Below are 23702 nucleotides of genomic sequence, written 5' to 3' on the forward strand. Positions count from 1 at the left end.
AGTGGATTATGAAAGGGCTGCGACATTTGTCGCGGCCCTTTCTTTTCAGGACAGATCCCACCATGGCCGTTTCAGCAGAAGACCTTGAGAACCGTATTGTCTATGTCAACGGTGACTATGTTGCCGCGCGCGATGCCCGCATTTCCATCTTCGACCGAGGCTTTCTTTTCGGCGACGGCATTTATGAAGTGACCGCCGTGCTGGAGGGCAAGCTGATCGACAGCGGCCCGCATATGACGCGCCTGCGCCGCTCCACCGGCGAAATCGGCATTCCGATGCCGCTAAGCGAAGACGAGATCGTCGCTATCGAGCGCGAGCTGGTGCGCCGCAACAATCTGACCGAAGGTCTGGTCTATCTGCAGGTGACACGCGGCGACGGACGCGACCGCGATTTCGTACCGGCGAAAGGCATAAGGCCTTCGGTCGTTCTGTTCACGCAGGAGACCAACCTGCTCGACAAGCCTGCGCTCAAAACCGGTGCCCGCGTGCTCTCGCTGGAAGATCTGCGCTGGAAGCGCCGCGATATCAAGACAGTGTGCCTGCTGCCGCAGGCGCTGGCCAAGGAAATCGCCAAGAATGCCGGTTGCGACGAAGCCTGGATGATTGAAGACGGGTACGTCACCGAAGGCGCATCGTCCACCGCCTATATCGTGACCGAGGATGATGTTGTCGTCACGCGCCCCAACAGCAACGCCATCCTGCCCGGCTGCACGCGCCTGTCACTGCTGCAACTGATCGCCGAGACCGGCATGAAACTGGAAGAACGCCTGTTCACCATCGATGAAGCCTATGCGGCGAAGGAAGCTTTCCTCACAAGTGCCGGAACTTTCGTCACCCCGATCACCGTCATTGACGACAAGACTATCGGAACGGGCGAGCCCGGCCCGGTCGCCCAGCGCCTGCGCGAGATTTATCTCGACCACGCCCGCCGCACGGCGATCTGATCGGCCTCCATTCCTGAGGCGAAGGAGATTTTGGTTATGACGTGACGAAAAGAGTGTTCTTTCGAGAACCGGAGCGGAACGTACTAAAGGTACGTGAGCACCGGAAGCAAGAAAAACGCTCTTTGCAGTCCGTCAGAGCCGAAATATCCTCGCCTCAGCGTTTCTGGTTATAGACGTCGATACACACCGCCCCCAGCAGCACGATACCCTTGATGACCTGCTGATAGTCGATGCCGATGCCGAGGATGGACATGCCGTTGTTCATCACGCCCATGATCAGCGCGCCGATCACCGCACCGGTCACACGACCCACACCGCCATAAGCCGATGCGCCGCCGATGAAGCAGGCTGCGATCACGTCCAGTTCGAAGCCGATACCGGCCTTGGGCGTTGCCGTATTCAGACGCGCCGCAAAAACCAGACCGGCCAGAGCCGCCAGCACGCCCATATTGACAAAAGCGAGGAAGGTCAGCCGCTCGGTCTTCACGCCGGAAAGCTTGGCCGCATGGCGGTTGCCGCCGACCGCATAGATCTGGCGACCGATCACCGTGCGATTGGTGAGGAATGCATAGGCCGCAATCAGCACCGCCATGATGATCAGCACATTCGGTAGGCCGCGATGCATGGAAATCAGCAGCGACAGATAAGCAATGGCCGCAAAAAACAGAATGTTCTTGATAACGAACAGGCCGAACGGCTCCGTTTCCACCTCATGCGCGATATGGCGCTGACGCGACTTCACATTCTGCCAGATCATGAACCCGGCCAGAAGCACGCCTATGATGAGCGATGTCAGGTAGACGCCGCCCGTCGTGCTGATGATTTCCGGAATGAAGCCGGACGAGAGTTTCTGGAACACGACCGGGAACGGGCCGACAGACTGGCCGCCAAGCACAGCAAGTGTCAGGCCCTTGAAGACCAGCATGCCCGCCAGCGTCACGATAAACGACGGTATGTTGAAATAGGCAACCCAGAACCCCTGCAACGCACCGATCAGCCCGCCAACCAGCAGGCAGAGAATGGCAGCGATAGGGAACGGTACGCCCCAATGCACCATCATTACCGCAGCTAGCGCACCGATGAAACCGCAGACCGAACCGACCGACAGGTCGATATGGCCGGTCACGATGATCAGCAGCATGCCGAGCGCCATGATGACGATATAGCTGTTCTGCAACACCAGATTGGTGAGGTTCAGCGGCTTCATCAGCACGCCGCCTGTAACAATCTGGAAGAAAATCATGATCGCAACCAGCGAGAGCAGCATCCCGGATTCGCGCAGATTGTTCTTGAGATAACGCCCCACGCTGCTTGTCTGGCTGCTTCCGATGATATTCTCGCTCATTGCCGTTTTCCCTTGTTCTGCATGATAGCGCGCATGATGTTTTCCTGCGTTGCCTCTTCGCCGGCGACTTCGCCGACGAAAGCGCCTTCATGCATGACGACGATGCGGTCACAGATGCCGATCAGTTCCGGCATTTCCGAAGAAATGACGACCACGCCCTTGCCGCTCTCCGCCAGTGAATTGATGATAGTGTAAATGTCGTATTTCGCGCCGATATCGATGCCGCGCGTCGGCTCATCGAGGATGAGCACATCCGGTCCGGTGAACAGCCATTTCGACAGCACCACCTTCTGCTGATTGCCGCCCGAAAGCGTGCCGGTCTGCTGAAAGACATTGTGGCTGCGGATGCTCATCTGGTTGCGATAGTCGCCGGCAACCTTCATTTCGCGAATATCGTCGATGACGCCCTTCGGGCTGACGCCGCGCAGATTGGCCAGCGAGATGTTGCGCGAAATGTTTTCGCCCAGCACGAGGCCAAGCTTCTTGCGATCCTCGGTCACATAGGCAAGCCCGGACTTGATCGCCCGCGCTACGGTGGAAATATCCGCGGCCTTGCCGTTGATACGGGCCTCGCCGGTGATATTCGTGCCCCAGGAGCGACCGAACAGGCTCATGGCGAATTCGGTGCGGCCCGCGCCCATCAGGCCTGCAATGCCGACGATTTCGCCCGCCTTGACCTTGAACGACACGTTCTTGACCGAATGGCGCTCCGGATGCAGCGGATGATAGACCGACCAGTTGTCGACCTCCAAAATCACATCGCCGATCTTCGGCTCGCGCTTCGGATAGCGGCTTTCCAGATCGCGATCGACCATCTTGCGGATGATATCGTCTTCCTCGACCTCGCCTGCATGACAATCGAGCGTCGCCACGGCCTTGCCGTCGCGCAAAACGGTAATCTTGTCGGCAACTTCGCGAATTTCATTGAGCTTGTGCGAAATCAGGATCGACGTGATGCCCTGCGTGCGAAACTCCTTCAGGAGCGTCAGAAGCGCTGCACTGTCCGTTTCGTTCAGGCTGGCCGTCGGTTCATCGAGGATCAGCAAGCGCACACGCTTTGACAGCGCCTTGGCGATTTCCACCAGCTGCTGCTTGCCGATACCAATATCGGTGATCAGCGTATCGGGCGATTCCGACAGGCCTACCTTCTTCAAAAGGTCCCGCGTGCGCATATGCACGGCACTGCGGTCGATGACGCCATGGCTCGCCGGTGGATTGACCAGAAAAATATTTTCCGCAATCGACATCAGCGGGATCAGCGCCAGTTCCTGATGGATGATGACGATGCCGAGCGCTTCGGAATCGTTAATGTCGCGAAACTGCCGTTCTTCTCCGTCGAAGAAGATCGAGCCTTCATAGCTGCCGTGCGGATAGACCCCCGACAGCACCTTCATCAGCGTGGATTTGCCCGCGCCGTTTTCGCCGACAAATGCGTGAATCTCCCCCGGCATGACCGTGAAATTGACGTCGCTCAACGCCTTCACGACCCCGAAGGATTTGCTGATGCCACGCATTTCAAGAATAGGTTTGCCAGCATCATCCGGCTGGCCACCCTGCTCGTGCAGCGGGACAGGATTGGCTACATTCATCGCTCACTCCCATTTCAGTTTCTGCGGCCATTGCCCCAGCAAAAAGACAACGTTGTCAATCGCCGAGCCTACCCCAGCCGAAAGACTGGGGATTTGGGGGCAATGGCTTGCAGAAAAGCTCCGGCCATATCCTCCGATACGCCCGGAACGACAGATTACTGGATCTGGTCTTCCTTGTAGTAACCGCTGTCGATCAGAACCTGCTTCCAGTTCGATTTGTCGACGATCACCGGCTTGAGCAGATAGGACGGCACGACCTTGACGCCATTGTTATAGGTCTTGGTGTCGTTGACTTCCGGCTCCTTGCCGCTCATCAGCGCGTCGACCATATCGACCGTGACCTTGGCCAGTTCACGGGTATCCTTGAAGATCGTCGAATTCTGTTCGCCAGCGAGGATCGACTTCACCGAAGGCACTTCCGCATCCTGACCGGATACGACCGGCATCGGCATATCACCGCTACCATAACCTACACCCTTGAGAGACGACAGGATACCGATGGAAATGCCGTCATAAGGTGACAGGACCGCATCAAGCTTCTTGTCGGAATAATAGGCCGAAAGGATCGAATCCATGCGGGCCTGTGCAGTTGCACCGTCCCAGCGCAATGTTGCGACCTTATCCATGCCGGTCTGGCCGCTGCCAATCACAACCTTGCCGCTATCGATATAAGGCTGCAGGACAGACATGGCGCCGTTATAGAAGAAATAGGCGTTGTTATCGTCCGGTGAGCCGCCGAAGAGTTCGATATTGAACGGGCCCGGCTTGTTCTTGAGGTCCAGCGCCGTTTCGATCGACTGGGCCTGCAGCACGCCAACCTGGAAATTGTCGAAGGTTGCATAATAATCGACATTCGGCGTATCGCGGATCAGGCGGTCATAAGCGATGACCTTGATGCCCGCATCGTGAGCCTTGGCCAGCACGTCGGAAAGCGTGGTGCCGTCGATGGACGCAACGACGAGAACCTTGGCGCCCTTGGTCACCATGTTTTCGATCTGCGCCAACTGGTTCGGCACATCGTCTTCAGCGTACTGAAGATCGGTCTGATAACCGCGTTCCTTCAGAACCTTGACCATGTTGTCGCCATCGGCGATCCAGCGCGCCGAAGACTTTGTCGGCATGGCGACGGCGACAAGACCCTTGTCTTCCGCATGGGCCATGCCCGTGAAGGCAAGCGCGGCCATCGCGACTGCCAGGGTTAGAGTTTTCATACCTGCCATTGTTGCACTCCCAAAAATTGGGACAGGCTTCGCCTCGAAACCTGCCGTTCTCCCTAACTCCCGCTCCCCGCCCGAATTGTTGGCCTGCAGATTGCGGAATGCCTCCAAGTCCATTTCCGAACAGGGGTTTAATCCTCTTCGAAAATGCCTAAACCCTAACAAATTGCACGCCTACTTCAGCCCGCAACTGCCTCCCATGCAGCCACAGCACGCCTGGCGCGCTCGCGCGCATCGGCCACGGTGAAACCAGCCTTGTAAAGGCTCGATCCAAGGCCAAAACAGCTCATGCCCGCCGCGACATAGGCCGCGAAATCGCTTTCCGAAACACCGCCCACGGCGCCAAACGGAATATCCTTCGGCAGCACGGCAGAAACCGCCTTGATGCCATCAACACCCAACACACTGGCCGGGAAGAACTTCAGCGCCGATGCGCCTGCACGGATCGCCGAAAAGGCTTCAGTCGGCGTGAAAACGCCCGGCATCGTCACCATGCCATGGAGGCTTGCGCGGCGAATGACATCCGGCTCGACATTGGGGCTGACCATCAGTCGACCGCCGACATCGTGCAGCCGGTCCACATCCTCGACGCTCAACACAGTGCCAGCACCAATCAGCACATTGGCCGGTGCAAGCTTTGCAGCTTTACCAATCGACACGAACGGATCGGGCGAATTGAGCGGGATTTCGATGGCTTCAAAGCCCGTCTCGATCAGCGCCTCGACGATTGCTTCGGTTTCCTCCGGACGAATCCCGCGCAGGATCGCGACCAGCGGATAACGCAGTTTCGGCCATGCAACACGCGCGCTCATTGGGCACCTCCCGCAAAAGCGTGCCTTGCCGCCATGAACAGACCGTCGCGCACCAGTTCGTCCGCCTCGATGCGCCTGACCGCCAGCCCGGCGATTTCAAGCGCGCTTGCATAAAGCCCGCCCATCATGCCATCGGACAACAGCAACACCTGCTGCGGCTTGCCGTAAAGCGTGCGCCCGCCTGCAACTTCCAGCCCGATCAACAGACCGGAAAGCCGCGCCAGCTGGTCGGTCGGCTTGCGGTCATGCACAAGCCAGCCCGCGCGAACCGAGAACAACGCATTGGCGATCAACTCCGGCGTTTCGAGCGAGGCCTTCACGCCCGCTGCGAAAGCCGCGCTGTGCGGATCAACCGCGCCTGCGCCTTCCAGCGCACCGGCCAGCACCGACTTGTCTTTCAAAAGCGCGAACAGTTCGCCCGTCATGAAGGTCCGGTAATCGGCGAGACCGCCCTCGGCAATCCGCACCCATTTGGCATGGGTGCCGGGCATGACGACGACCGCATCATGCGTGCCGCCATGCACGAGACCGAGCAGTTTTGTCTCCTCGCCGCGCATGACATCCGGTGCCGCCTCATCCCGCCGCGCAACGCCCGGCAGCATGATGACGTGACGGCGCGCAGGCACGCGCACCGCAGCCTTCACAATGCCGCCCAGCCCGGCAGGCAGGCTCATATAGGGTGCTTCGATCCAGCCGGTCCGCGAACCGGCCATCCCGCAGATCACCACCGGCAGGTCGTCCGGCGCGCCGAGCGTGGCCAGATGCCGTTCGAGCGTTGGCTCGAAACCGGCTTCCTTTGCCCGCAGCAGACCGTCATCACCCCGGCTTTCACCCAGCACGGCACCGTCCGCATCCAGCGTCCAGAGCCGCAACCGGGTGGTGCCCCAGTCGGCGACGGCCACAAACGGCTTTTTATCGAGAGCCATTCCGGGCCGACCTTAGTGGTTGTCACGCGGCAGGCCGCGCGTATGCGCGATATCCTGATACTTGATCGCGTTTTCCAGAACCGCGCCGGTTTCCATCTGGCCGACAACGGCGCGCTGGATTTCCTGCCACGGCGTCTGGCTTTCCGGATATTTGAAGCCGCCAGCGGCTTCCAGAGCCTTGTGACGCTCGGCCAGTTCCTCATTCGAAATCAGGATATCAGCCGTGCCGCGACCAAGATCGATGCGCACGCGGTCGCCCGTCTTGAGAATGGCCAGACCGCCGCCAGCGGCAGCTTCCGGCGAGGCGTTGAGGATCGACGGCGAACCCGACGTGCCCGACTGGCGACCGTCGCCGATGCATGGCAGCGAGGTGATGCCCTTCTTCAGGAGATAGTCCGGTGCGCGCATATTGACGACTTCCGCCGCGCCCGGATAGCCAATCGGGCCAGCGCCGCGCATGAACAAAACCGTATGCTCGTCGATTTCCAGCGACGGATCGTCGATGCGATGATGGTAATCTTCCGGTCCGTCGAACACGACCGCCTTGCCTTCAAAGGCATTCGGGTCCTTGCTGTCGGAGAGGTAGCGATTGCGGAACTCGTCCGAAATAACGCTGAGCTTCATGATCGCCGACGAGAATAGATTGCCACGCAACACGCGGAAACCGGCATGCTTCTTCAGCGGCTGATCGTAGGTCTTGATGACGTTCGCGTCTTCAATGGTGGCGTTCTTGCAGTTTTCACCGATAGTCTTGCCATTAACGGTCAGCGCATCCTCGTTGATGAGGCCCTGCCCCATCAGCTGGTTGACGACTGCTGGCACGCCACCGGCATGGTAATAATCCTCGCCGAGATATTCACCGGCTGGCTGGAGATTGACCAGCAGCGGGATTTCCTCGCCGTATTTCTGCCAGTCGTCCACCGTCAGCTCCACGCCGACATGGCGGGCGAGCGCGTTCAGATGGATCGGCGCATTGGTCGAGCCGCCAATGGCGGAATTGACGCGGATGGCGTTGACAAACGCATCCTTGGTCAGAACATCCGAAGGCTTGAGATCTTCATAGACCATCTCGACGATGCGGCGACCGGTCAGATAGGACACTTCCTGACGGTCACGGTAAGGCGCGGGAATAGCGGCGGAACCCGGAAGCTGCATGCCCAGCGCTTCAGCAAGCGAGTTCATCGTGGTGGCTGTGCCCATCGTGTTGCAATAGCCGGTCGATGGTGCCGAAGACGCAACCAGCTTGATAAAGCCTGCATAGTCGATCTCGCCCTTGGCCAGAAGTTCGCGCGCCTTCCAGACGATGGTGCCCGAACCCGTGCGCTCGCCACGGAACCAGCCATTGAGCATGGGGCCGACCGAAAGCGCAATCGCCGGAATATTGACAGTCGCCGCAGCCATCAGGCAGGCAGGCGTGGTCTTGTCGCAGCCAATCGTCAGCACAACGCCATCGAGCGGATAGCCGTAAAGCACTTCCACGAGGCCGAGATAGGCAAGGTTGCGGTCGAGACCGGCGGTCGGACGCTTGCCGGTTTCCTGGATCGGATGAACCGGGAATTCGATGACAATACCGCCCGCCTCACGCACGCCTTCGCGCACACGATTGGCCAGTTCCAGATGGTGACGGTTGCAGGGCGACAGGTCCGAACCCGTCTGCGCGATGCCGATGATCGGACGGCCCGACTGCAATTCTTCCTGGCTCAGGCCATAATTCATGTAGCGCTCAAGATAGAGCGCCGTCATATCGACATTGTCAGGATTGTCGAACCATGCGCGCGAGCGGAACTTTGGCGTTTTCGGAGTGACGGGCTTGTTCATGTCTTTGTCCTGCTGGGTAAGAGGCCGCGTTGCGACAACCTCATTTCCTAATCTTCAAATGCTTCGACCACGTGCCGCTTTCCAAACAGGAAAGCATCGGCGACGTGCGTCAGCGGAGCGAGATCGACATCCGAACGCCCCGCACCGATCAATTGCACAAAATGCTTGTAAAGACGCTGATATTCGCGGTCCGGCTCGGCCATTTTTTCGGTGCCCGCAATGGTCAGGCGACTGCCACCATGGCTGAGCAGAAGCGTGCCCTTGTCGGTTTCGACACGAATATCCCAGGTCTGCGGCCCGGTCTGGCGCCAATCCAGTTCGAAGGAAACGGGAACGCCACTTTCCGTCTGAAACAGAAGGTCAGCCGCAATCGGCGCGGCGCGATTTTCCGGGAAATAGAGGTCCGACTGCGTGAGGAAAAAGCGTTCCGGCAGAATATGCGTCACGATGGAAAGCGCATTGATGCCCGGATCGAACACACCGAGCCCGCCCGGCTCCCAGATCCATTGCTGGCCGGGGTGCCAGTGGCGCACGTCTTCCTTCCACGCAACGGCAACCGAACGGATCACCGCGTCTTTCAGAAAATCGCGGGCCGGTTCGACCGCCGCAGCTTCGCGAGAATGCCAGGTGGCATAAAGCGTCAAACCTTCGGCTTTTGCCAGACGGTCCAGCGCCTGCACTTCGGAAAGTGTCGCGCCCGGAGGCTTTTCCAGCATCACATGCTTGCGCGCTTTCAAAGCCGCATAGGCTTGGGCGAAGCGGCCCTGCGGCGGCGTGCACAGCGACACGGCGTCAATGGCGACACCAGACGCCAGCAATTGTTCGATATCGTTGAAAGACGGCACGCTATCCAGCCCAGCATTGCGGCTGGCGACAGCGGCAAGCGCAATACCGTCCACCGCCTCGATGGACGGCAGATGCTGGTCGCGCGCGATCTTGCCAAGACCAACGATTGCGAGGGCAATGTTCGATTGCATACCCATTTCAGAGCGCCTTCACGGCAATATCTTCGGCTGCGGCCTGCGCCAGTCTGTTGACCAGCGGATAGCGAAACGGCTTGGCGGAAATTTCAAACTGATCGCCGGTTTGCGTCTTAACGCCTTCGGAGAAGGACAGGGTCGCCGTACCGAAGAAATGGACGTGAATATCGCCCGGGCGACGGAACAGCTCATATTTGAAGTGATGATGTTCAAGATTGGCGATGGTATGCGACATGTTCGCTTCGCCCGACAGGAACGGCTTTTCGAAGATCACTTCTTTGCCGCGACGAATGCGCGAAACGCCTTCAACATGGTCCGGCAGCGCGCCTACATAAAGCTCCGGTCCAAGCGATGCCTGACGCAGCTTGGAATGGGCAAGCCAGAGATAATTCTGCTTTTCGGTCACATGGTCGGAAAATTCATTGGCAAGGCAGAAGCCGAGACGGTGCGGCTGACCATCCGGGCCGATCAGATAAATGCCCGCCAGTTCCGGCTCTTCGCCGCCATCTTCCGCAAAGGAAGGCGAAACCAGTTCGCCGCCGGTCGCGACCAGCGCGGAACCATCACCCTTATAGAACCATTCCGGCTGAACGCCGGTTTCGCCGGATTTCGGCTTGCCGCCTTCAACGCCCATCAGGAACATGCGCATCGAATCGGTCGGCTTTTCGGCAGCCTGCGCGGCCTTGTGCATCTTGTCGCGACCATCGGCGGAACCAAGATGCGTGAGGCCAGTGCCTGCAACGATCAGGTGAGCCGGATCGGAATGGGTGATCGGCAGGCCGACGCGACCCGCAGCCAGCGCGGCGTCGATATCGACGGCTTCGCCCTTGCCATTGCGCTCCACCTGCTCTGCAAGGCCAATGCCCGCCTGAATTGCCGCCCAGGCCAGTTCATAGGTCGTCGAAGCGCCTTTGACGATATGTGCCGCACCCTCATCATCGCATGCAGCCACACGCGTTTCACCGCCCGCATCGCGGAACTGTACCAGACGTAACATTGATCCTCCCATTTTCCGCATTACCCTTTGCGGAATTCACCCCGACCGCTTGAAGACACCAAACGGCGTCAATTTACGGTTCGCGTTATTAATATGACTATTTTGCTCCAACCCGCTTTGTCAAGCAAGCAGACGCACCCGCCCCACCGGTTGGAAACCTTTGCCATATGCAGGCAGATACAAGCCTTTGTTTTATATCGGTAAACAGAAAAATTGCCCGTTTGTCGCACCGGCATTTTATTGGGAAACGCCGAAAGATGCTTGCCATAAAGTAATATTATATGCTTCATAAATGACGAGGCCGGGAGGGCCTTAATGGGAGGAACCAGCATGAAACGCAGTTTGACGGCCCTGACGGCCGCACTATCGCTTGCCCTGATTTCCAGTGCATCCGCCGCATCGCTGACGGTCGGCTTTTCGCAGATTGGCTCGGAATCAGGCTGGCGTGCCGCAGAAACGGCCCTGACCAAGCAGGAAGCTGAAAAGCGCGGCTATACGCTCAAATTCGCCGATGCCCAGCAGAAGCAGGAAAACCAGATCAAGGCCGTGCGCGGTTTCATTGCGCAGGGCGTCGACGCGATCCTGATTGCCCCGGTGGTCTCCACGGGCTGGGATGCAGTTTTGAAGGAAGCCAAGGAAGCAGAAATTCCGGTTGTCCTGCTTGATCGCCAGATCGATTCGCCGGAAGACCTTTATCTGACCGCCGTCACCTCCGATCAGGTTCATGAAGGCAAGGTTGCCGGCGACTGGCTGGTGAAGGACGTAGGCGACAAGCCGTGCAATGTGGTCGAGCTTCAGGGCACCACCGGTTCCTCGCCGGCCATCAACCGCAAGAAGGGCTTTGAGGACGCGATCAAGGGCCACGACAACATCAAGATTTCCCGCTCGCAGACCGGTGACTTCACCCGTACCAAGGGTAAGGAAGTCATGGAAAGCTTCATCAAGGCCGAAGGCGGCGGCAAGAATATCTGCGCCGTCTATGCACACAATGACGACATGGCCGTCGGCGCCATTCAGGCCATCAAGGAAGCCGGTTTGAAGCCTGGCACCGAGATCAAGATCGTATCGATTGATTCCGTGCCGGATATCTTCCAGGCCATGGCCAGCGGCGAAGCCAATGCGACCGTCGAGCTGACGCCGAACATGGCAGGCCCGGCTTTCGACGCGATTGAAGCCTTCAAGGACAAGGGCACCGTTCCGCCGAAGTGGATCCAGACGGAATCCAAGCTCTATACGCAGGCCGACGATCCGAAAGCCGTCTATGAAGCCAAGAAAGGCCTCGGCTACTGATCCTCTCGTCTTCGGGCCGCGTTTTATCGCGGCCCGGAATGACCTTTGCACATGCAATGGAAGACTGCCATGGCTGCAAAAGACGCTCCATCGGCGGCCGCAATGCCGCTTCTTGAGGCCCGTTCGATCACCAAATCCTTTCTGGGCGTGACCGCACTCGACCATGTGGATCTAACGCTGAACAGTGGTGAAATCCACGCGCTGCTTGGCGAAAATGGTGCGGGCAAATCCACGCTTATCAAGATATTGACCGGTGCCTATCACGGTTTCGACGGGTCTATCCTGCTTGCGGGCCAGCCAATTGCGCCCACCTCTGTCGCGGACGCACAGACGCTCGGCATCGGCACCGTCTATCAGGAGGTCAATCTTCTCGAAAATCTGACGGTTGCGGAAAACCTGTTTCTGGGGCGCCAGCCAAAACGTTTCGGACTGGTCGACCGCAGCCGGATGGAAAAGGATGCGGCAAGTCTGCTTGCCCGCTATGGCCTCGCCATTGATGTCGGCGCTTCCTTGTCCGCTTATTCCGTCGCCATCCGTCAGATCATCGCGATTGCGCGAGCTGTCGACCTGTCGGGCAAGGTGCTCGTTCTTGACGAACCGACCGCCAGCCTCGATGCGCGCGAAGTCGACATGCTGTTCGGGGTACTGCGCCAGTTGAAGGCCGAAGGTCTCGGCATTATCGTCATCACGCATTTTCTGGATCAGGTCTATGCCATTGCCGATTGCGCCACCGTGCTGCGCAACGGTCGTCTGGTCGGCAGCCGCAACCTGTTGGAACTGCCGCGCACCGATCTCATTTCCATGATGCTCGGCCACCAGTTGCAGGAAACCGTGCGCCGCCAGCTCACCGAAGAAGTAAGCCGCGATACGGTCGCGCCGATCCGCTTTGCGGACTTCGGCAAGAAAGGCAGCGTCGCCCCGTTCGATCTCGCCATCAAGCCCGGAGAAGCTGTCGGCATTGCAGGGCTGCTTGGTTCAGGCCGCACCGAAACAGCGCTTTTGATGTTCGGAGTCGATCAGACCGACAGCGGCACGCTGACCGTCGATGGAAAGGAAACAAGACTCCCCTCGCCCGTCGCGGCGATTGGCGAGCGTTTCGCCTTCTGCCCGGAGGAGCGCAAGACCGATGGCATCATCGGCGATTTCTCGATGGCGGAAAACATTGCTCTGGCCGTTCAGGCCAAGCGCGGCTGGTCCAGACCGATATCGTCACGTGAGAAGACGGCGCTTGCCCAGCGCTACATCAAGGCGCTCGATATTCGCCCGCCCGATCCCGACAAGCCGATCAAGTTCCTGTCCGGCGGCAACCAGCAGAAGGCCATTCTGGCCCGCTGGCTCGCGACCGATCCGCGCCTGCTGATCCTCGATGAGCCGACGCGCGGCATCGATATCGGCGCCCATGCCGAAATCCTCAAGCTCATCGGCGAACTTTGCGCCGAAGGCATGTCGCTGGTCATCATCTCATCCGAATTCGAGGAGCTTGCCGCCGTCGCCAATCGCGTCGTCGTCCTGTCCGACCGCCGCCATGTCGCTGAACTCACCGGCGAAGAAATAACCGCCGACAATATCGTGCGCGCAATCGCAGAGACCGGAAGCAAAAAGGAAACTGCGGCATGATGAACCGCATAGGCAGAAAGTTGAAAAGGCTGGCACCGCAACTGGCCGCGCTGGTGCTGATCCTGGCAGCGAATACCATCATCGCGCCTGGCTTTCTCGACATCTCGTTCCAGAACGGGCGGCTCTATGGCAGCCTGATCGACATTCTGGTGCGGGCAGCCCCCGTTGCCATTCTGGCCGTCGGCATGACACTGGTGATCGCAACGCGCGGCATTGATCTGTCGGTCGGTGCGGTCATGGCGATCAGCGGCGCCTTTGCCGCATCACTGATCGTTGCAGGCTATCCCCTTGCGGTCGTCATTCCGGCAGCGCTCGGCGTCGGCCTTCTCTGCGGCTTGTGGAACGGGTTTCTGGTTGCCGTTTTCGATATCCAGCCGATCATTGCGACGCTCATCTTGATGGTGGCAGGTCGCGGCATCGCACAGCTTATCACCGAAGGCGCGATCCTCACTTTCAACAATGAATCCTTTGCAGCACTTGGCTCCGGCTCCTTCCTCGGTATACCCATCCCCGTTCTGATATGGATTCTGGCTGGTCTCGTCGTGGGCCTTGCTGTGCGGTCCAGCGCGCTCGGTTTCCTGATCGAAGCAACCGGCATCAACCGCCGCGCGGCAATGCTAGCGGGCGTCAAGGCACGCTTTCTCCTGTTCAGCGTCTATGCGGTTTCAGGCGTTGGCGCTGCCCTTGCCGGGCTGATCGCGGCGGCAGATATTCGCGGTGCGGATGCCAACAATGCCGGACTGTGGCTCGAACTCGATGCCATCCTGGCCGTCGTCATCGGTGGCACATCGCTCAATGGCGGGCGTTTCTCGATCATGGCTTCGCTGCTCGGCGCGCTCATCATCCAGTCGATCAACACCGGCATCCTGATGGCGGGCTTTCCACCGGAATTCAACCTCATCATCAAGGCCGTCATCATCGTGATCGTGCTCACCTTCCAGTCGCCGGCAATTGTCCAGCTAGTCGCCTTCTTGCGCTCGGAACGCAAGGGCAATGGAGCCAACACAGTCGGCCAAAGCCAGCAGGGAGCACGGCATTGAGAGCTCTTCGCAATCTGCCTTTCCTGACCACAGTCGCGATCTTCCTGCTCGCCTATGCGCTCTGCGTCATCCAGTTTCCCAACATGCTGTCGACACGGGTGATCGGCAATCTTCTGACGGACAATGCCTTTCTCGGCATTGCCGCAGTCGGCATGACCTTTGTGATTATCTCCGGCGGCATCGACCTTTCGGTCGGTTCGGTCATCGCCTTCACCAGCGTCTTCGTTGCCGTGCTGGTCGGGCAGCTTGGGGTGCATCCGCTTGTCGCCTTCGCGCTCGTTCTGGTGATTGCCGCATTGTTCGGGGCATGGATGGGCATGATGATCCATTATCTCGGCATCCCGCCTTTTGTAGCGACGCTTGCAGGCATGTTTCTGGCGCGCGGCGCGGCATTTCTCATCTCGACGCAATCCGTACCCATCGCGCATCCGTTTCTCGATACGTTACAGGGGCTTTATTTCCGCCTGCCGGGCGGCGGCAGACTGACATTCATTGCGATGGTGATGCTGGCCGTCTTCATCGTCGGCGGTATTATCGCCCATCGCACACGCTTCGGCGCCAATATCTACGCGCTGGGCGGAAACCAGCAGTCGGCGGAACTGATGGGCGTTCCGATTGCCCGCACGACAATCGGCATCTATACGATGTCAGGTATCCTTTCCGGCCTCGCCGGGATCGTCTATACGCTCTACACCTCGTCCGGCTATTCGCTGGCGACGGTAGGGGTGGAACTGGACGCCATTGCTTCGGTGGTGATCGGCGGGACCTTGCTGACGGGCGGTGCAGGCCTTGTGGCCGGAACATTCGTCGGCATTCTCATTCAGGGGCTGATCCAGACATACATTGTTTTCGACGGCACGCTGTCTTCCTGGTGGACGAAAATAGCAATCGGTATATTGCTGTTCCTGTTCATTGCTCTGCAACGGGGACTTGCGTGGTTTTCCGATCTAAAGCGCACCCCGAAAAGCGGGAACCGGTTTTCAGGCAAGATGCGCATTGAAACAAATACCTAGCCGGGCAAGGCATGAAGGAGGCCTGAATTGGGATTGCTGGAAACGGCCATAACCGGACGCAAGCGCCATAACAGTCACGCAGTCGTCGTGGGGGAATTGGGCCGTGGCATCGTCGCGGGCACCATTCCCGAAGGGTCCATCCTTCCGGGCGATCATGAACTGTCGCTGCGCTTCGGCGTCTCCCGCACAGTTTTACGCGAGGCGATGAAAACACTTGCCGCCAAGCGCCTGATCGAACCCAAGGCCAAGGTCGGCACGCGTGTTCTGGGCCATGCAAGCTGGAACTTTTTCGATCCCGATGTGCTGACCTGGCGCTTTGAAGCGGGCTTCGATGAGGTCTTCGTGGACCATCTGGCCGAAATGCGCATGGCGCTGGAACCGGCTGCTGCAGCCGCGGCCGCAGAGCGCGCTTCCAGCGACGAGATTGTCGAGCTTTACGCACTCGCCGCCAAGTTCGACGATCCAAGCCACACGCCGGAATCCATCGCCAAGGTCGATCTTGAATTCCATCTTGCCATTGCGCGCATGTCCGGCAACCCGTTCATGCGTTCGGTCAGCGGATTGATCGAGGCCGCACTGGCAGTCTCGTTTCAGCTCTCTTCACCGGCAGCCTCGCGAGAAGGCATCACCGAATGCGCGGCCAATCACCTGCGTATTGCGCATGCCATTGCATCGCGTGATCCGCAAAAGGCGCGTCTGGCGATGGAAAACGTCATTCAAGTCGGCGTCGAGCGCATCCGGGACGTGATCTGAACGTTAAAGCGCATCCCGAAAAGTGTGAAACGGTTTTCGGGATGCGCGTAAGACAGATATTTAGAGCGCCGATCTGATTGAATCAGATCGAAACGCGCTCTAGGACACGTTCAGATCAAACTGCGGCTCGCCGCGCAGCGTATTGCTGACCGTACAGATTTCCTCGGCCATTTCGGCGAGGCGATGCTTTTCATCGTCTGTCAAATCGCCGTCGAAATGGAAGGTGATGTTGAACCGTTCGATACGTGACGGTCCTTCATGGGTTTTGTCGCCTTTCACTTCCACCCGAACATTGGTCAGTTTTTCCTTCAGCTCGAGCTTGCCTGCCGCGATACGGGCGCTCAGCGCCATGCAGGCAGCAACTGACGAATAGATGAGGTCGAGCGGATTGAAGCCTGCCTGACTGACACTGGTGACAATTTCGACGACGCCGCCGGTCGGGGTGGTGATGACGGGGAGCTTTCCATACGGCATCTCTGCGACGGCGCCCGTCTCGCGGGTTCTGACTTTCAGTTCGCTCATTCCTGAATTCTCCTGTAGTCCACGTGCCGCGCCAGCCAGCAACCGACGGTCATGCCTGTTATCCCGCCTTTGGCATCGCGATGGAAGACAAGCTTCCATTCGCCGGGCGAAGGCGCATCCATCGAGCGCTGCACCGGCATCAGCCAGACATCCGGCCCCGCCTCATAGAGCGAATACATGTCACTCTTGCCGAGAAATCCTTCAAAGGCTCCATAGAACGCTCCGCCTTCACTGACGAGCAGGAGATCAGCCTCCAGTTCATCACTGCGATAACGCCCTGCAATATCCTGCTTCGCCGAACCTTTCAGGCGCTGCATCGTCAGGTCCAGATTTTCATCCTCGCGCGTAAGGTGGATCGTATCACCATCGCGACGAATTGTGGTCATCGACGAACGCGCTTCGTTTTCGCTCACCACATCCATACTTTCGGAACCGGTGCCGAAACGTGCTTTCATGCGTCCACGTCCTGCGTCTTCGAGGCTCAGCAGGAGACCGGTTTCAGGGTCGAGCCAAGCACCAAACCAACCGGCATCGGCTTCGACCCGAACCGGCTCCGACGAAGAAACGCCAAGCGCGATATTCATCAGCTTGAAGGCAACGTCGGATGCGCCGCCTTCAAAGTTGAACATGGCGATTGCCGAAAGGCGTTCGTCCGCGCAATGCCAGCGCTGGCAGCGCCAGCCGCGCAAGGCACCGCCATGACCGGTCAGCCGCTTGCCACCCGTTTCCTCGAATTTGAGGCCGAAACCGTAAGGAGCAGCAACGCCATCGCTGAATGTCTGCGGCCCGCTCAGGCGGCGATAGATTCCATTTTGGTCATCGCGTGTCGCATCGATGAACTGTTCCCAAGCGATCATGTCGTCCAGCGACGCGCAGATGCCCGCATCGCCCATCCAGTGGAGGCGATTGACGGCGGGCAGGAAGCCGCGCACCGTATCGCCCTCATAGCCGGTGCATTCGTCGAACAGCGCGGTGTCGGGGATCAGCTCTGCCGTCTTCATGCCAGCAGGCTGGAAAACGCGCTCCGCCAGGAGTTCGACCAGCGACCGGCCCGTATGCTGTTCGATCAGGTCAGCCAAAATGCGGAAATTGCCATTACAGTAGGAATAATGCGTGCCCGGCGCAAAATGCGTGGTCTTCAGGCGGCGCAGCAGGCTTTGTGCCTGTTCGGGCAGAAAGACGCCCTCCGGGTCCGCTCCGCACAGAACCGTCAGCGCCCAATAATCGCGCAGTCCCGACTGGTTGTTGCAGAGATCGCGCACGCTGGGCCGCTTTTCCGCAAACTTGTCGAGATAGGCGGCAAGCGCATCGTCCAGAATTTCCGGTTCGCCGACACTGTCGAGCAGAACGGCGCAGGTGAACTGCTTGCTGATCGAGCAGATCGGCATACGCGTTTCGGGCGTCATCGCCTTGCGCGTGGACAGATCGGCAAAGCCCCATGCCTGGCGCAGCACGACCTTGCCATCTTTCAGCACCGCGACCGCACCACCCGGCCCCTTATAATGCTGCGGAATGGTGCGAACGAAGGCTTCAAGTGCGGAAAGATCGAATTTTGACATGATGCTCAGGCGACTCAGATGAAAATCAACAGCCGCCACGAGGCATTATTTTGTCCGTTCGATCAAGGCCATGGCCGCATGCGGATTATGCGCCTTATAGCCGCTGATCACATAGAGATAGCCATCGCGGGCTATATGATCGGCAACTGGCGGCGTGACAGTCTTCAATCCTTCGGGAATTTCTCCAGCCGCAATCGCCCGGGCGCGCGCCGTCCACTCATCAAGCTGGCTTTCGCTATAACCGAGCGGCTCGCTTTCCTTGGTTCCCATGATGCGGATATAGGCGAAAGGCGCGGTCATGTCGGCAAATTGCGGAAACTCGCTATCGCCCGCAATCACCACCGCCACACCATATTCACGCAGCAAGGCGATGAAGTCCGGTGAATTGAAGCTATCGTGGCGTACTTCCACCGCATGGCGCACATCGCGTCCGTCGACACGCTTCGGTAGAAGCTTCAAAAACGCCTCGAAGTCCACGGGGTCGAACTTCTTCGTTCCCATGAACTGCCAGTTGACTACGCCGAGCTTGTCTTTCAGCTCCATCATGCCGCCGGTCATGAACCGCTCGACGCTTTCGCCCGCTTCCGCCAGTACACGACGATTGGTGGAGAAACGCGGTGCCTTCAGTGAAAACACAAAGTCATCAGGTGTTTCATCATGCCATTTGGCGAAGGTCGCGGGCTTCTGCGGACCGTAATAGGTGCTGTTGATCTCGATGGAAGTGAGCTTGCTCGAGGCATATTCGAGCTGGCGCTTCTTTGACAGTTTTTCAGGATAGAAACTCTTGTCCCACGGTTCATAGGCCCAGCCGCCAATACCGATGCGGATCTTGCCCGTATTTTCCTTGGCCATCGCCGTTCCTCCATACCGGTGCATCATGAGTTCATACAGTTTAGTCATGATGTTTAATCTGTATTCGCACCGCTGGCTATGTTCATATCGGCTTGCTTGACTGGGAGGAGAAGCAGGCGGTTGAACGTAAAAACTCGCCGCGAGACTAGGTCTTTGCACCTGTCGGCCATTTGGGTGCGTCTGACCATGAATTCCCGTTCCCCCGAAAGACATGAATTATCGGGAATTTCCGGTAATCCTTTTTGAAAAGAGGCGGAGAAACCGTCCTTGCAAGGTAAGCCGGAATGGCAAGCCAAACATGGTGAGATTGAGGAAATGCATATAATGACGAGCAAACCCAATGCCCGTACCGGAGGTCAGATCCTGGTGGATGCGCTGCGCATCCATGGCACCGACCGGGTCTTCTGCGTCCCCGGCGAGAGCTATCTCGCCGCGCTCGACGCCTTTCATGATTCCAGCGACGCGATCGACCTGATCGTATGCCGGCAGGAAGGCGGCGCGGCCTATATGGCGGAAGCCTATGGCAAACTAACCGGCAAGCCGGGCATCTGCTTCGTCACACGCGGTCCCGGCGCTACAAACGCCTCCATCGGTGTGCACACGGCCTTTCAAGACTCCACGCCGATGCTGCTTTTCATCGGTCAGGTCGCCAGCGATCAGGTCGAGCGCGAAGCGTTTCAGGAAATCGATTATCGCCGCATGTTCGGCCAGATGGCCAAATGGGTCGTGCAGATCGATGATGCCGCACGCATACCGGAACTGGTCAGCCAGGCCTTTCACCGCGCCGTCAACGGACGCCCCGGCCCTGTCGTGATCGCCCTGCCGGAAGACATGCTGACATCTTTTGCCGCCGTCAGCGACGCACCCGCCTATAAGCAGGTCCAGATGCATCCGGGCACTGACCAGCTGCAGGACATGCAGGCGCTGCTTGCAAAGGCCGAACGGCCTCTGGTGATCGTCGGCGGGGGTGGCTGGGATGCGAAAGCCGTCAGCGATCTGCAGAAATTTGCCGAGAACATGCATCTGCCTGTCGCGGCATCCTTTCGCTGCCAGGATATGTTCGACAACGCCCATCCGCTTTATGCGGGGGAAATGGGAACCTCGATCAGCCCCAAGCTGGCGCAGCGCGTGCGCGATGCCGATCTTCTGATCGTAATCGGTGCCCGCCTCGGTGAAATGACGACGCAGGGCTACGAGCTGGTCGCCATACCGGTGCCGCAGCAGAAACTCGTCCATATCCATCCAGGCGCCGAAGAGCTGGGCCGCGTCTATCATGCAGACGTTCCGGTCAATGCCTCCATGCCTGCATTCTGCGCTGCGGCGGCAAAGCTTGCACCTGTAGCCAATCCGCGCTGGAAGGCATGGACCGACAGCGCCAATGCCGATTACCGCGACAATATCAAAGCGCCTGTCATCCCCGGCGATGTGCAGATGGGCGAAGTGATGGAATGGCTGCGCGCGCATCTGCCTGCCGACGCCATCATCACCAATGGCGCAGGCAATTATTCCGCCTGGCCGCATCGCTTCTACCAGTACCGCACCTATCGCAGCCAGCTTGCTCCCACCAACGGTTCCATGGGTTATGGCGTACCGGCTGCGGTCGCAGCCAAGCTCACCTCGCCCGAACGCACGGTCGTTGCCTTTGCGGGCGACGGCTGTTTCCTCATGAACGGGCAGGAACTGGCAACAGCGGCGCAATATGGCGCTAACGCCATCTTCATCGTCGTGAACAACGGCATGTATGGCACGATCCGCATGCATCAGGAGCGCACCTATCCAGGCCGCGTTTCGGGCACTGGCCTGGCCAATCCTGATTTCGCTGCTCTTGCCCGCGCCTACGGACTGCACGGCGAGGTCGTGGAAAAGACCGCCGACTTTGCAATCGCCTTCGAGGCCTGTGAAAAGTCGGGCAAGCCGGGGCTCATCGAAATCCGCATCGACCCAGAGGCGCTTTCACCGAAGATGAGCCTCAGCCAGATGCGCGAACAAGGGCTCGCCAAACAGCGATAAGCGGACCCCAATAAAAAGCACGCATCCCTCTCGGCCACGAGAGAAGCGTGCAAATAAGACATTTTCAATCACGATTACCCCGGCGTTTTCGTGATCTCATGCGGGGGGGTGAGCCACATCAGAAAATGTCTTTCCGGTGCCGGAGCAAATGTCCCGGCAATCCCGTGATCAGGCGTGCGCTTCTCCACAAGCCTGCTGATTGTCGAGCGCTTCAATCATCAGCTCCACGGCTGACGAGATTGGCGCCACAATCGGAATATCGAAGCCGCCACGCAGTTGTTCCGCTGCTTCACCAAGCGGCCCACCACCGATGATGACTGCTTCCGCACCGTCTATGATGCAAAGTCGCACTGCAGCTTCCAGCTCTGTGCGCAGACGCGCACTGTCGCCTGCCAGCATTTCAGGGTCGCCGGGCGTACAGCGAATACCCGTATAAAGATGCGACAGACCGAGGCTTTCCGCCCGCGCCGCTATCGCATCGGCAAGGTCCGGCGTTACTGTCGCAATGCCGAACCGTCGTCCGTTTCGTGTTGCATCCAGCATCGAGGCTTCGCATATGCCAAGAACCGGCACGGCCAGGCTCTCCTGCAGGAGCACGACACCTGGATCGCCGTAAGCACTGACGATGACCCCGATGCAGTCCGGATCATGCGCCCTGCCGATTTCGATGACCTGCGCCGCCGACTCGTGAAGCTGCTCGTCATTAACGATCATCGAAGGGCTGCGCGTAGCAGTAGCGGATTCGATCCGAAGCCGCCCATCTGCCTTGCGCCTGGCAATATCGAGCATCATCCCGCTCGTTGCCTCTGAGCTGTTTGGATTGATCAGCAGGACATAGGGGGATGATGCAGTCATGTTCAGGCCTGTTCTTTAGAGGTTTTTGTGAAATCGACTGTCGGCTCCTCGGCGTCCGCCGATTGCGTCAGGTCTTCCATGGACCGACCGTAAGTTTCCGGTCCAAGCTGGATGCAGAATGCGAAGACGGCATACATCGATGCGGCAAGACCGAAGACACCGAGCATTCCGTAAGTATCGAACAACGCGCCCGCAATGATCGGCACGAAGGACCCGGCTGCCGAACCGCTCGCGAGAATGAGCGCGACGCCAAAGCCACGGATGCGGGTCGGGTAGAGTTCCGGCGCATAAATCCAGATCGAGGTATTGAGCAACAATACGAAGAACTGGAACAGTGCTCCGAAGAACAGCACCAGATAGATATTCGTGCCGAGATAGATGATCGAAAGTGCTGCAGCACAGGCACAGACTGCACCCAGGGAGAGAACCTTCTTGCGCGGGAAGTAATAGCCGAAAGCAGATGCTGCGATGGCGCCGAGCACGCTGCCGCTCTGGATGATCATGCTGCTGTAAAGAAGGCTGCCCGAAAGCGTATAGCCCATCGAAACGAAGATCATCGGCATCAGCGTCAGGACAGAAAGCTGCGCGCCGTAGCTCATCAGGATCGCAATCGCCACCGGGACGGTGCGGCCGATATAAGGGGCCTGAAACAGTTCCTTCCAGTTGCCTTTGACAGGCTTGACGTCACTGTCTTCCGTCTTCGCCAGATACTCGGTGACTTTCAGGTTCTTGGGCCGAAGCGTTCCTGACGCCAGAATGGAAAGCACCTTGTTTGCTTCATCGATCTTGCCTTGCGAGGCCAGAAAGCGCGGTGTTTCCGGCACGTAACGACGGAAGAAAACCACGAGGAAAGCCGGGATAGCCAACACGGCGAAGAGCCAGCGCCAGTTGTCCTCGCCCGGAAAGAGCGTGAAGACCAGCAGCCCGAAAGCCGGTGCCAGGAAGTTACCGAAGCCGCCTGCGCCGACATTGACGAGACCGGCAGCGGTTCCGCGAAACTTCGGCGAACAGAATTCGGCAAGCATCGTCACCGCGGTCGAGATTTCGCCGCCGACACCAAAACCGACGATGGCGCGTGCGAAGCAGAGCCAGGCGAAGCTCGGTGCGAGCGCACACAGTGCGGAACCGACGGTGAAGAGAAGAAGATTGATTGTCAGCATGACACGACGACCGTACCGGTCGCCAAGAATGCCGGACAGGAGACGGCCTGCCGCCGCACTTGCAAAGGTGATGGTGTTGAGGAAGCCAATATCGGCACCCGACAGACCCCATTGCTCGCGGAGGATCGGCCCGACAAGGCCAATCGTGTTCTGCTCGAAACTGTCAAAGAGACAGCCGATCAGGATCAACGCGAGAATCTGCTTGTGCGCAGTTGTCACGCCGATGTTTCCCAGTGCATTTTCCATCTGCTTGATGGCCGGTGACGTCGCACCGGATTGTATCATTTGTTCCCCTGCCATAACGGTCCAACTCCCATGATATTAGCCGCATGAAATTATTTTTTCACAATCAAACATCAGAAAACTGATTTTTACAAGAACTTTTTTATCCTTTATTTTCAGA

At 58.6% G+C, this 23702-nt stretch carries 20 protein-coding genes; 7 read left to right on the forward strand and 13 right to left on the reverse strand.

Going from position 1 to position 23702, the window contains the following annotated elements; all coding sequences use genetic code 11:
- The first annotated feature begins 62 nt into the window (after nucleotides 1-62).
- Complete coding sequence (locus CQZ93_RS10090; protein WP_105543260.1) at nucleotides 63-944, forward strand: D-amino-acid transaminase; 882 nt, start codon at nucleotides 63-65, stop codon at nucleotides 942-944.
- A 154-nt stretch (nucleotides 945-1098) separates the two neighbouring features.
- Here CQZ93_RS10090 and mmsB read toward each other — a convergent pair whose 3' ends face one another.
- The 8 genes from mmsB to araD1 form a co-directional block, all read right to left on the reverse strand.
- A complete protein-coding gene (gene mmsB, locus CQZ93_RS10095; protein ID WP_105542446.1) occupies nucleotides 1099-2289 on the reverse strand; it encodes a multiple monosaccharide ABC transporter permease in 1191 nt (396 codons plus the stop codon).
- Nucleotides 2286-3878 carry a multiple monosaccharide ABC transporter ATP-binding protein gene (gene mmsA / locus CQZ93_RS10100; RefSeq protein WP_105542447.1) on the reverse strand — a complete coding sequence of 531 codons (1593 nt, stop codon included), beginning with the start codon at nucleotides 3876-3878 and terminating at the stop codon, nucleotides 2286-2288. Before mmsA ends, mmsB begins: the two co-directional genes overlap by 4 nt.
- A gap of 155 nt (nucleotides 3879-4033) precedes the next feature.
- A complete protein-coding gene (gene chvE, locus CQZ93_RS10105) occupies nucleotides 4034-5098 on the reverse strand; it encodes a multiple monosaccharide ABC transporter substrate-binding protein (protein WP_105542448.1) in 1065 nt (354 codons plus the stop codon).
- Nucleotides 5099-5274: 176 nt separating this feature from the next.
- Entirely contained in the window at nucleotides 5275-5907 is a 633-nt protein-coding gene (locus tag CQZ93_RS10110; protein WP_105542449.1) for a 2-dehydro-3-deoxy-6-phosphogalactonate aldolase, read from the reverse strand.
- Nucleotides 5904-6833, reverse strand: a complete 930-nt coding sequence (locus tag CQZ93_RS10115) for a 2-dehydro-3-deoxygalactonokinase (RefSeq protein WP_105542450.1) — start codon at nucleotides 6831-6833, stop codon at nucleotides 5904-5906. Before CQZ93_RS10115 ends, CQZ93_RS10110 begins: the two co-directional genes overlap by 4 nt.
- 12 nt (nucleotides 6834-6845) lie before the next feature.
- Complete coding sequence (locus CQZ93_RS10120) at nucleotides 6846-8651, reverse strand: IlvD/Edd family dehydratase (RefSeq protein ID WP_105542451.1); 1806 nt, start codon at nucleotides 8649-8651, stop codon at nucleotides 6846-6848.
- 47 nt (nucleotides 8652-8698) lie between these two features.
- Nucleotides 8699-9634, reverse strand: coding sequence for a Gfo/Idh/MocA family protein (locus CQZ93_RS10125; RefSeq protein ID WP_105542452.1), 936 nt, complete (start codon nucleotides 9632-9634; stop codon nucleotides 8699-8701).
- A 1-nt stretch (nucleotide 9635) separates the two neighbouring features.
- Nucleotides 9636-10628 (reverse strand): AraD1 family protein, encoded by a 993-nt coding sequence (araD1, locus tag CQZ93_RS10130; RefSeq protein WP_105542453.1) that lies wholly within the window; start codon nucleotides 10626-10628, stop codon nucleotides 9636-9638.
- 330 nt (nucleotides 10629-10958) lie between these two features.
- Here araD1 and ytfQ point away from each other — a divergent pair, with 330 nt between their 5' ends.
- The 5 genes from ytfQ (at nucleotide 10959) to CQZ93_RS10155 (ending at nucleotide 16341) form a co-directional block, all read left to right on the forward strand.
- Nucleotides 10959-11918, forward strand: a complete 960-nt coding sequence (gene ytfQ, locus CQZ93_RS10135; RefSeq protein ID WP_105542454.1) for a galactofuranose ABC transporter, galactofuranose-binding protein YtfQ — start codon at nucleotides 10959-10961, stop codon at nucleotides 11916-11918.
- 69 nt (nucleotides 11919-11987) lie between these two features.
- Nucleotides 11988-13535 (forward strand): sugar ABC transporter ATP-binding protein, encoded by a 1548-nt coding sequence (locus CQZ93_RS10140; protein ID WP_105542455.1) that lies wholly within the window; start codon nucleotides 11988-11990, stop codon nucleotides 13533-13535.
- Nucleotides 13532-14575 carry an ABC transporter permease gene (locus tag CQZ93_RS10145; protein ID WP_105542456.1) on the forward strand — a complete coding sequence of 348 codons (1044 nt, stop codon included), beginning with the start codon at nucleotides 13532-13534 and terminating at the stop codon, nucleotides 14573-14575. The genes CQZ93_RS10140 and CQZ93_RS10145 overlap by 4 nt, the downstream gene beginning before the upstream one ends.
- A complete protein-coding gene (gene yjfF, locus CQZ93_RS10150) occupies nucleotides 14572-15588 on the forward strand; it encodes a galactofuranose ABC transporter, permease protein YjfF (protein ID WP_105542457.1) in 1017 nt (338 codons plus the stop codon). The genes CQZ93_RS10145 and yjfF overlap by 4 nt, the downstream gene beginning before the upstream one ends.
- A 27-nt stretch (nucleotides 15589-15615) precedes the next feature.
- On the forward strand, nucleotides 15616-16341 hold the full coding sequence (locus CQZ93_RS10155) for a FadR/GntR family transcriptional regulator (RefSeq protein WP_105542458.1): 726 nt from the start codon (nucleotides 15616-15618) through the stop codon (nucleotides 16339-16341).
- 99 nt (nucleotides 16342-16440) lie between these two features.
- Here CQZ93_RS10155 and CQZ93_RS10160 read toward each other — a convergent pair whose 3' ends face one another.
- The 3 genes from CQZ93_RS10160 to CQZ93_RS10170 are packed head-to-tail and all read right to left on the reverse strand — an operon-like array spanning nucleotide 16441 to nucleotide 19274.
- Complete coding sequence (locus tag CQZ93_RS10160; protein WP_105542459.1) at nucleotides 16441-16863, reverse strand: OsmC family protein; 423 nt, start codon at nucleotides 16861-16863, stop codon at nucleotides 16441-16443.
- A complete protein-coding gene (locus CQZ93_RS10165) occupies nucleotides 16860-18422 on the reverse strand; it encodes a D-aminopeptidase (RefSeq protein WP_105542460.1) in 1563 nt (520 codons plus the stop codon). The genes CQZ93_RS10160 and CQZ93_RS10165 overlap by 4 nt, the downstream gene beginning before the upstream one ends.
- A 45-nt stretch (nucleotides 18423-18467) precedes the next feature.
- Nucleotides 18468-19274 carry a DUF72 domain-containing protein gene (locus tag CQZ93_RS10170; RefSeq protein WP_105542461.1) on the reverse strand — a complete coding sequence of 269 codons (807 nt, stop codon included), beginning with the start codon at nucleotides 19272-19274 and terminating at the stop codon, nucleotides 18468-18470.
- A 324-nt stretch (nucleotides 19275-19598) separates the two neighbouring features.
- Here CQZ93_RS10170 and CQZ93_RS10175 point away from each other — a divergent pair, with 324 nt between their 5' ends.
- Nucleotides 19599-21284: a thiamine pyrophosphate-binding protein gene (locus CQZ93_RS10175; RefSeq protein WP_105543261.1), complete on the forward strand. Its 1686-nt coding sequence runs from the start codon at nucleotides 19599-19601 to the stop codon at nucleotides 21282-21284.
- Between the two features lie 168 nt (nucleotides 21285-21452).
- Here CQZ93_RS10175 and CQZ93_RS10180 read toward each other — a convergent pair whose 3' ends face one another.
- Nucleotides 21453-22139 carry an aspartate/glutamate racemase family protein gene (locus CQZ93_RS10180; protein WP_105542462.1) on the reverse strand — a complete coding sequence of 229 codons (687 nt, stop codon included), beginning with the start codon at nucleotides 22137-22139 and terminating at the stop codon, nucleotides 21453-21455.
- 2 nt (nucleotides 22140-22141) lie between these two features.
- Nucleotides 22142-23599: an MFS transporter gene (locus CQZ93_RS10185; RefSeq protein ID WP_181153334.1), complete on the reverse strand. Its 1458-nt coding sequence runs from the start codon at nucleotides 23597-23599 to the stop codon at nucleotides 22142-22144.
- Nucleotides 23600-23702 lie beyond the last annotated feature (103 nt).

Origin of the sequence: Ochrobactrum vermis (genome assembly GCF_002975205.1) — a bacterium.
GTDB classification, from domain to species: Bacteria; Pseudomonadota; Alphaproteobacteria; order Rhizobiales; family Rhizobiaceae; genus Brucella; species Brucella vermis.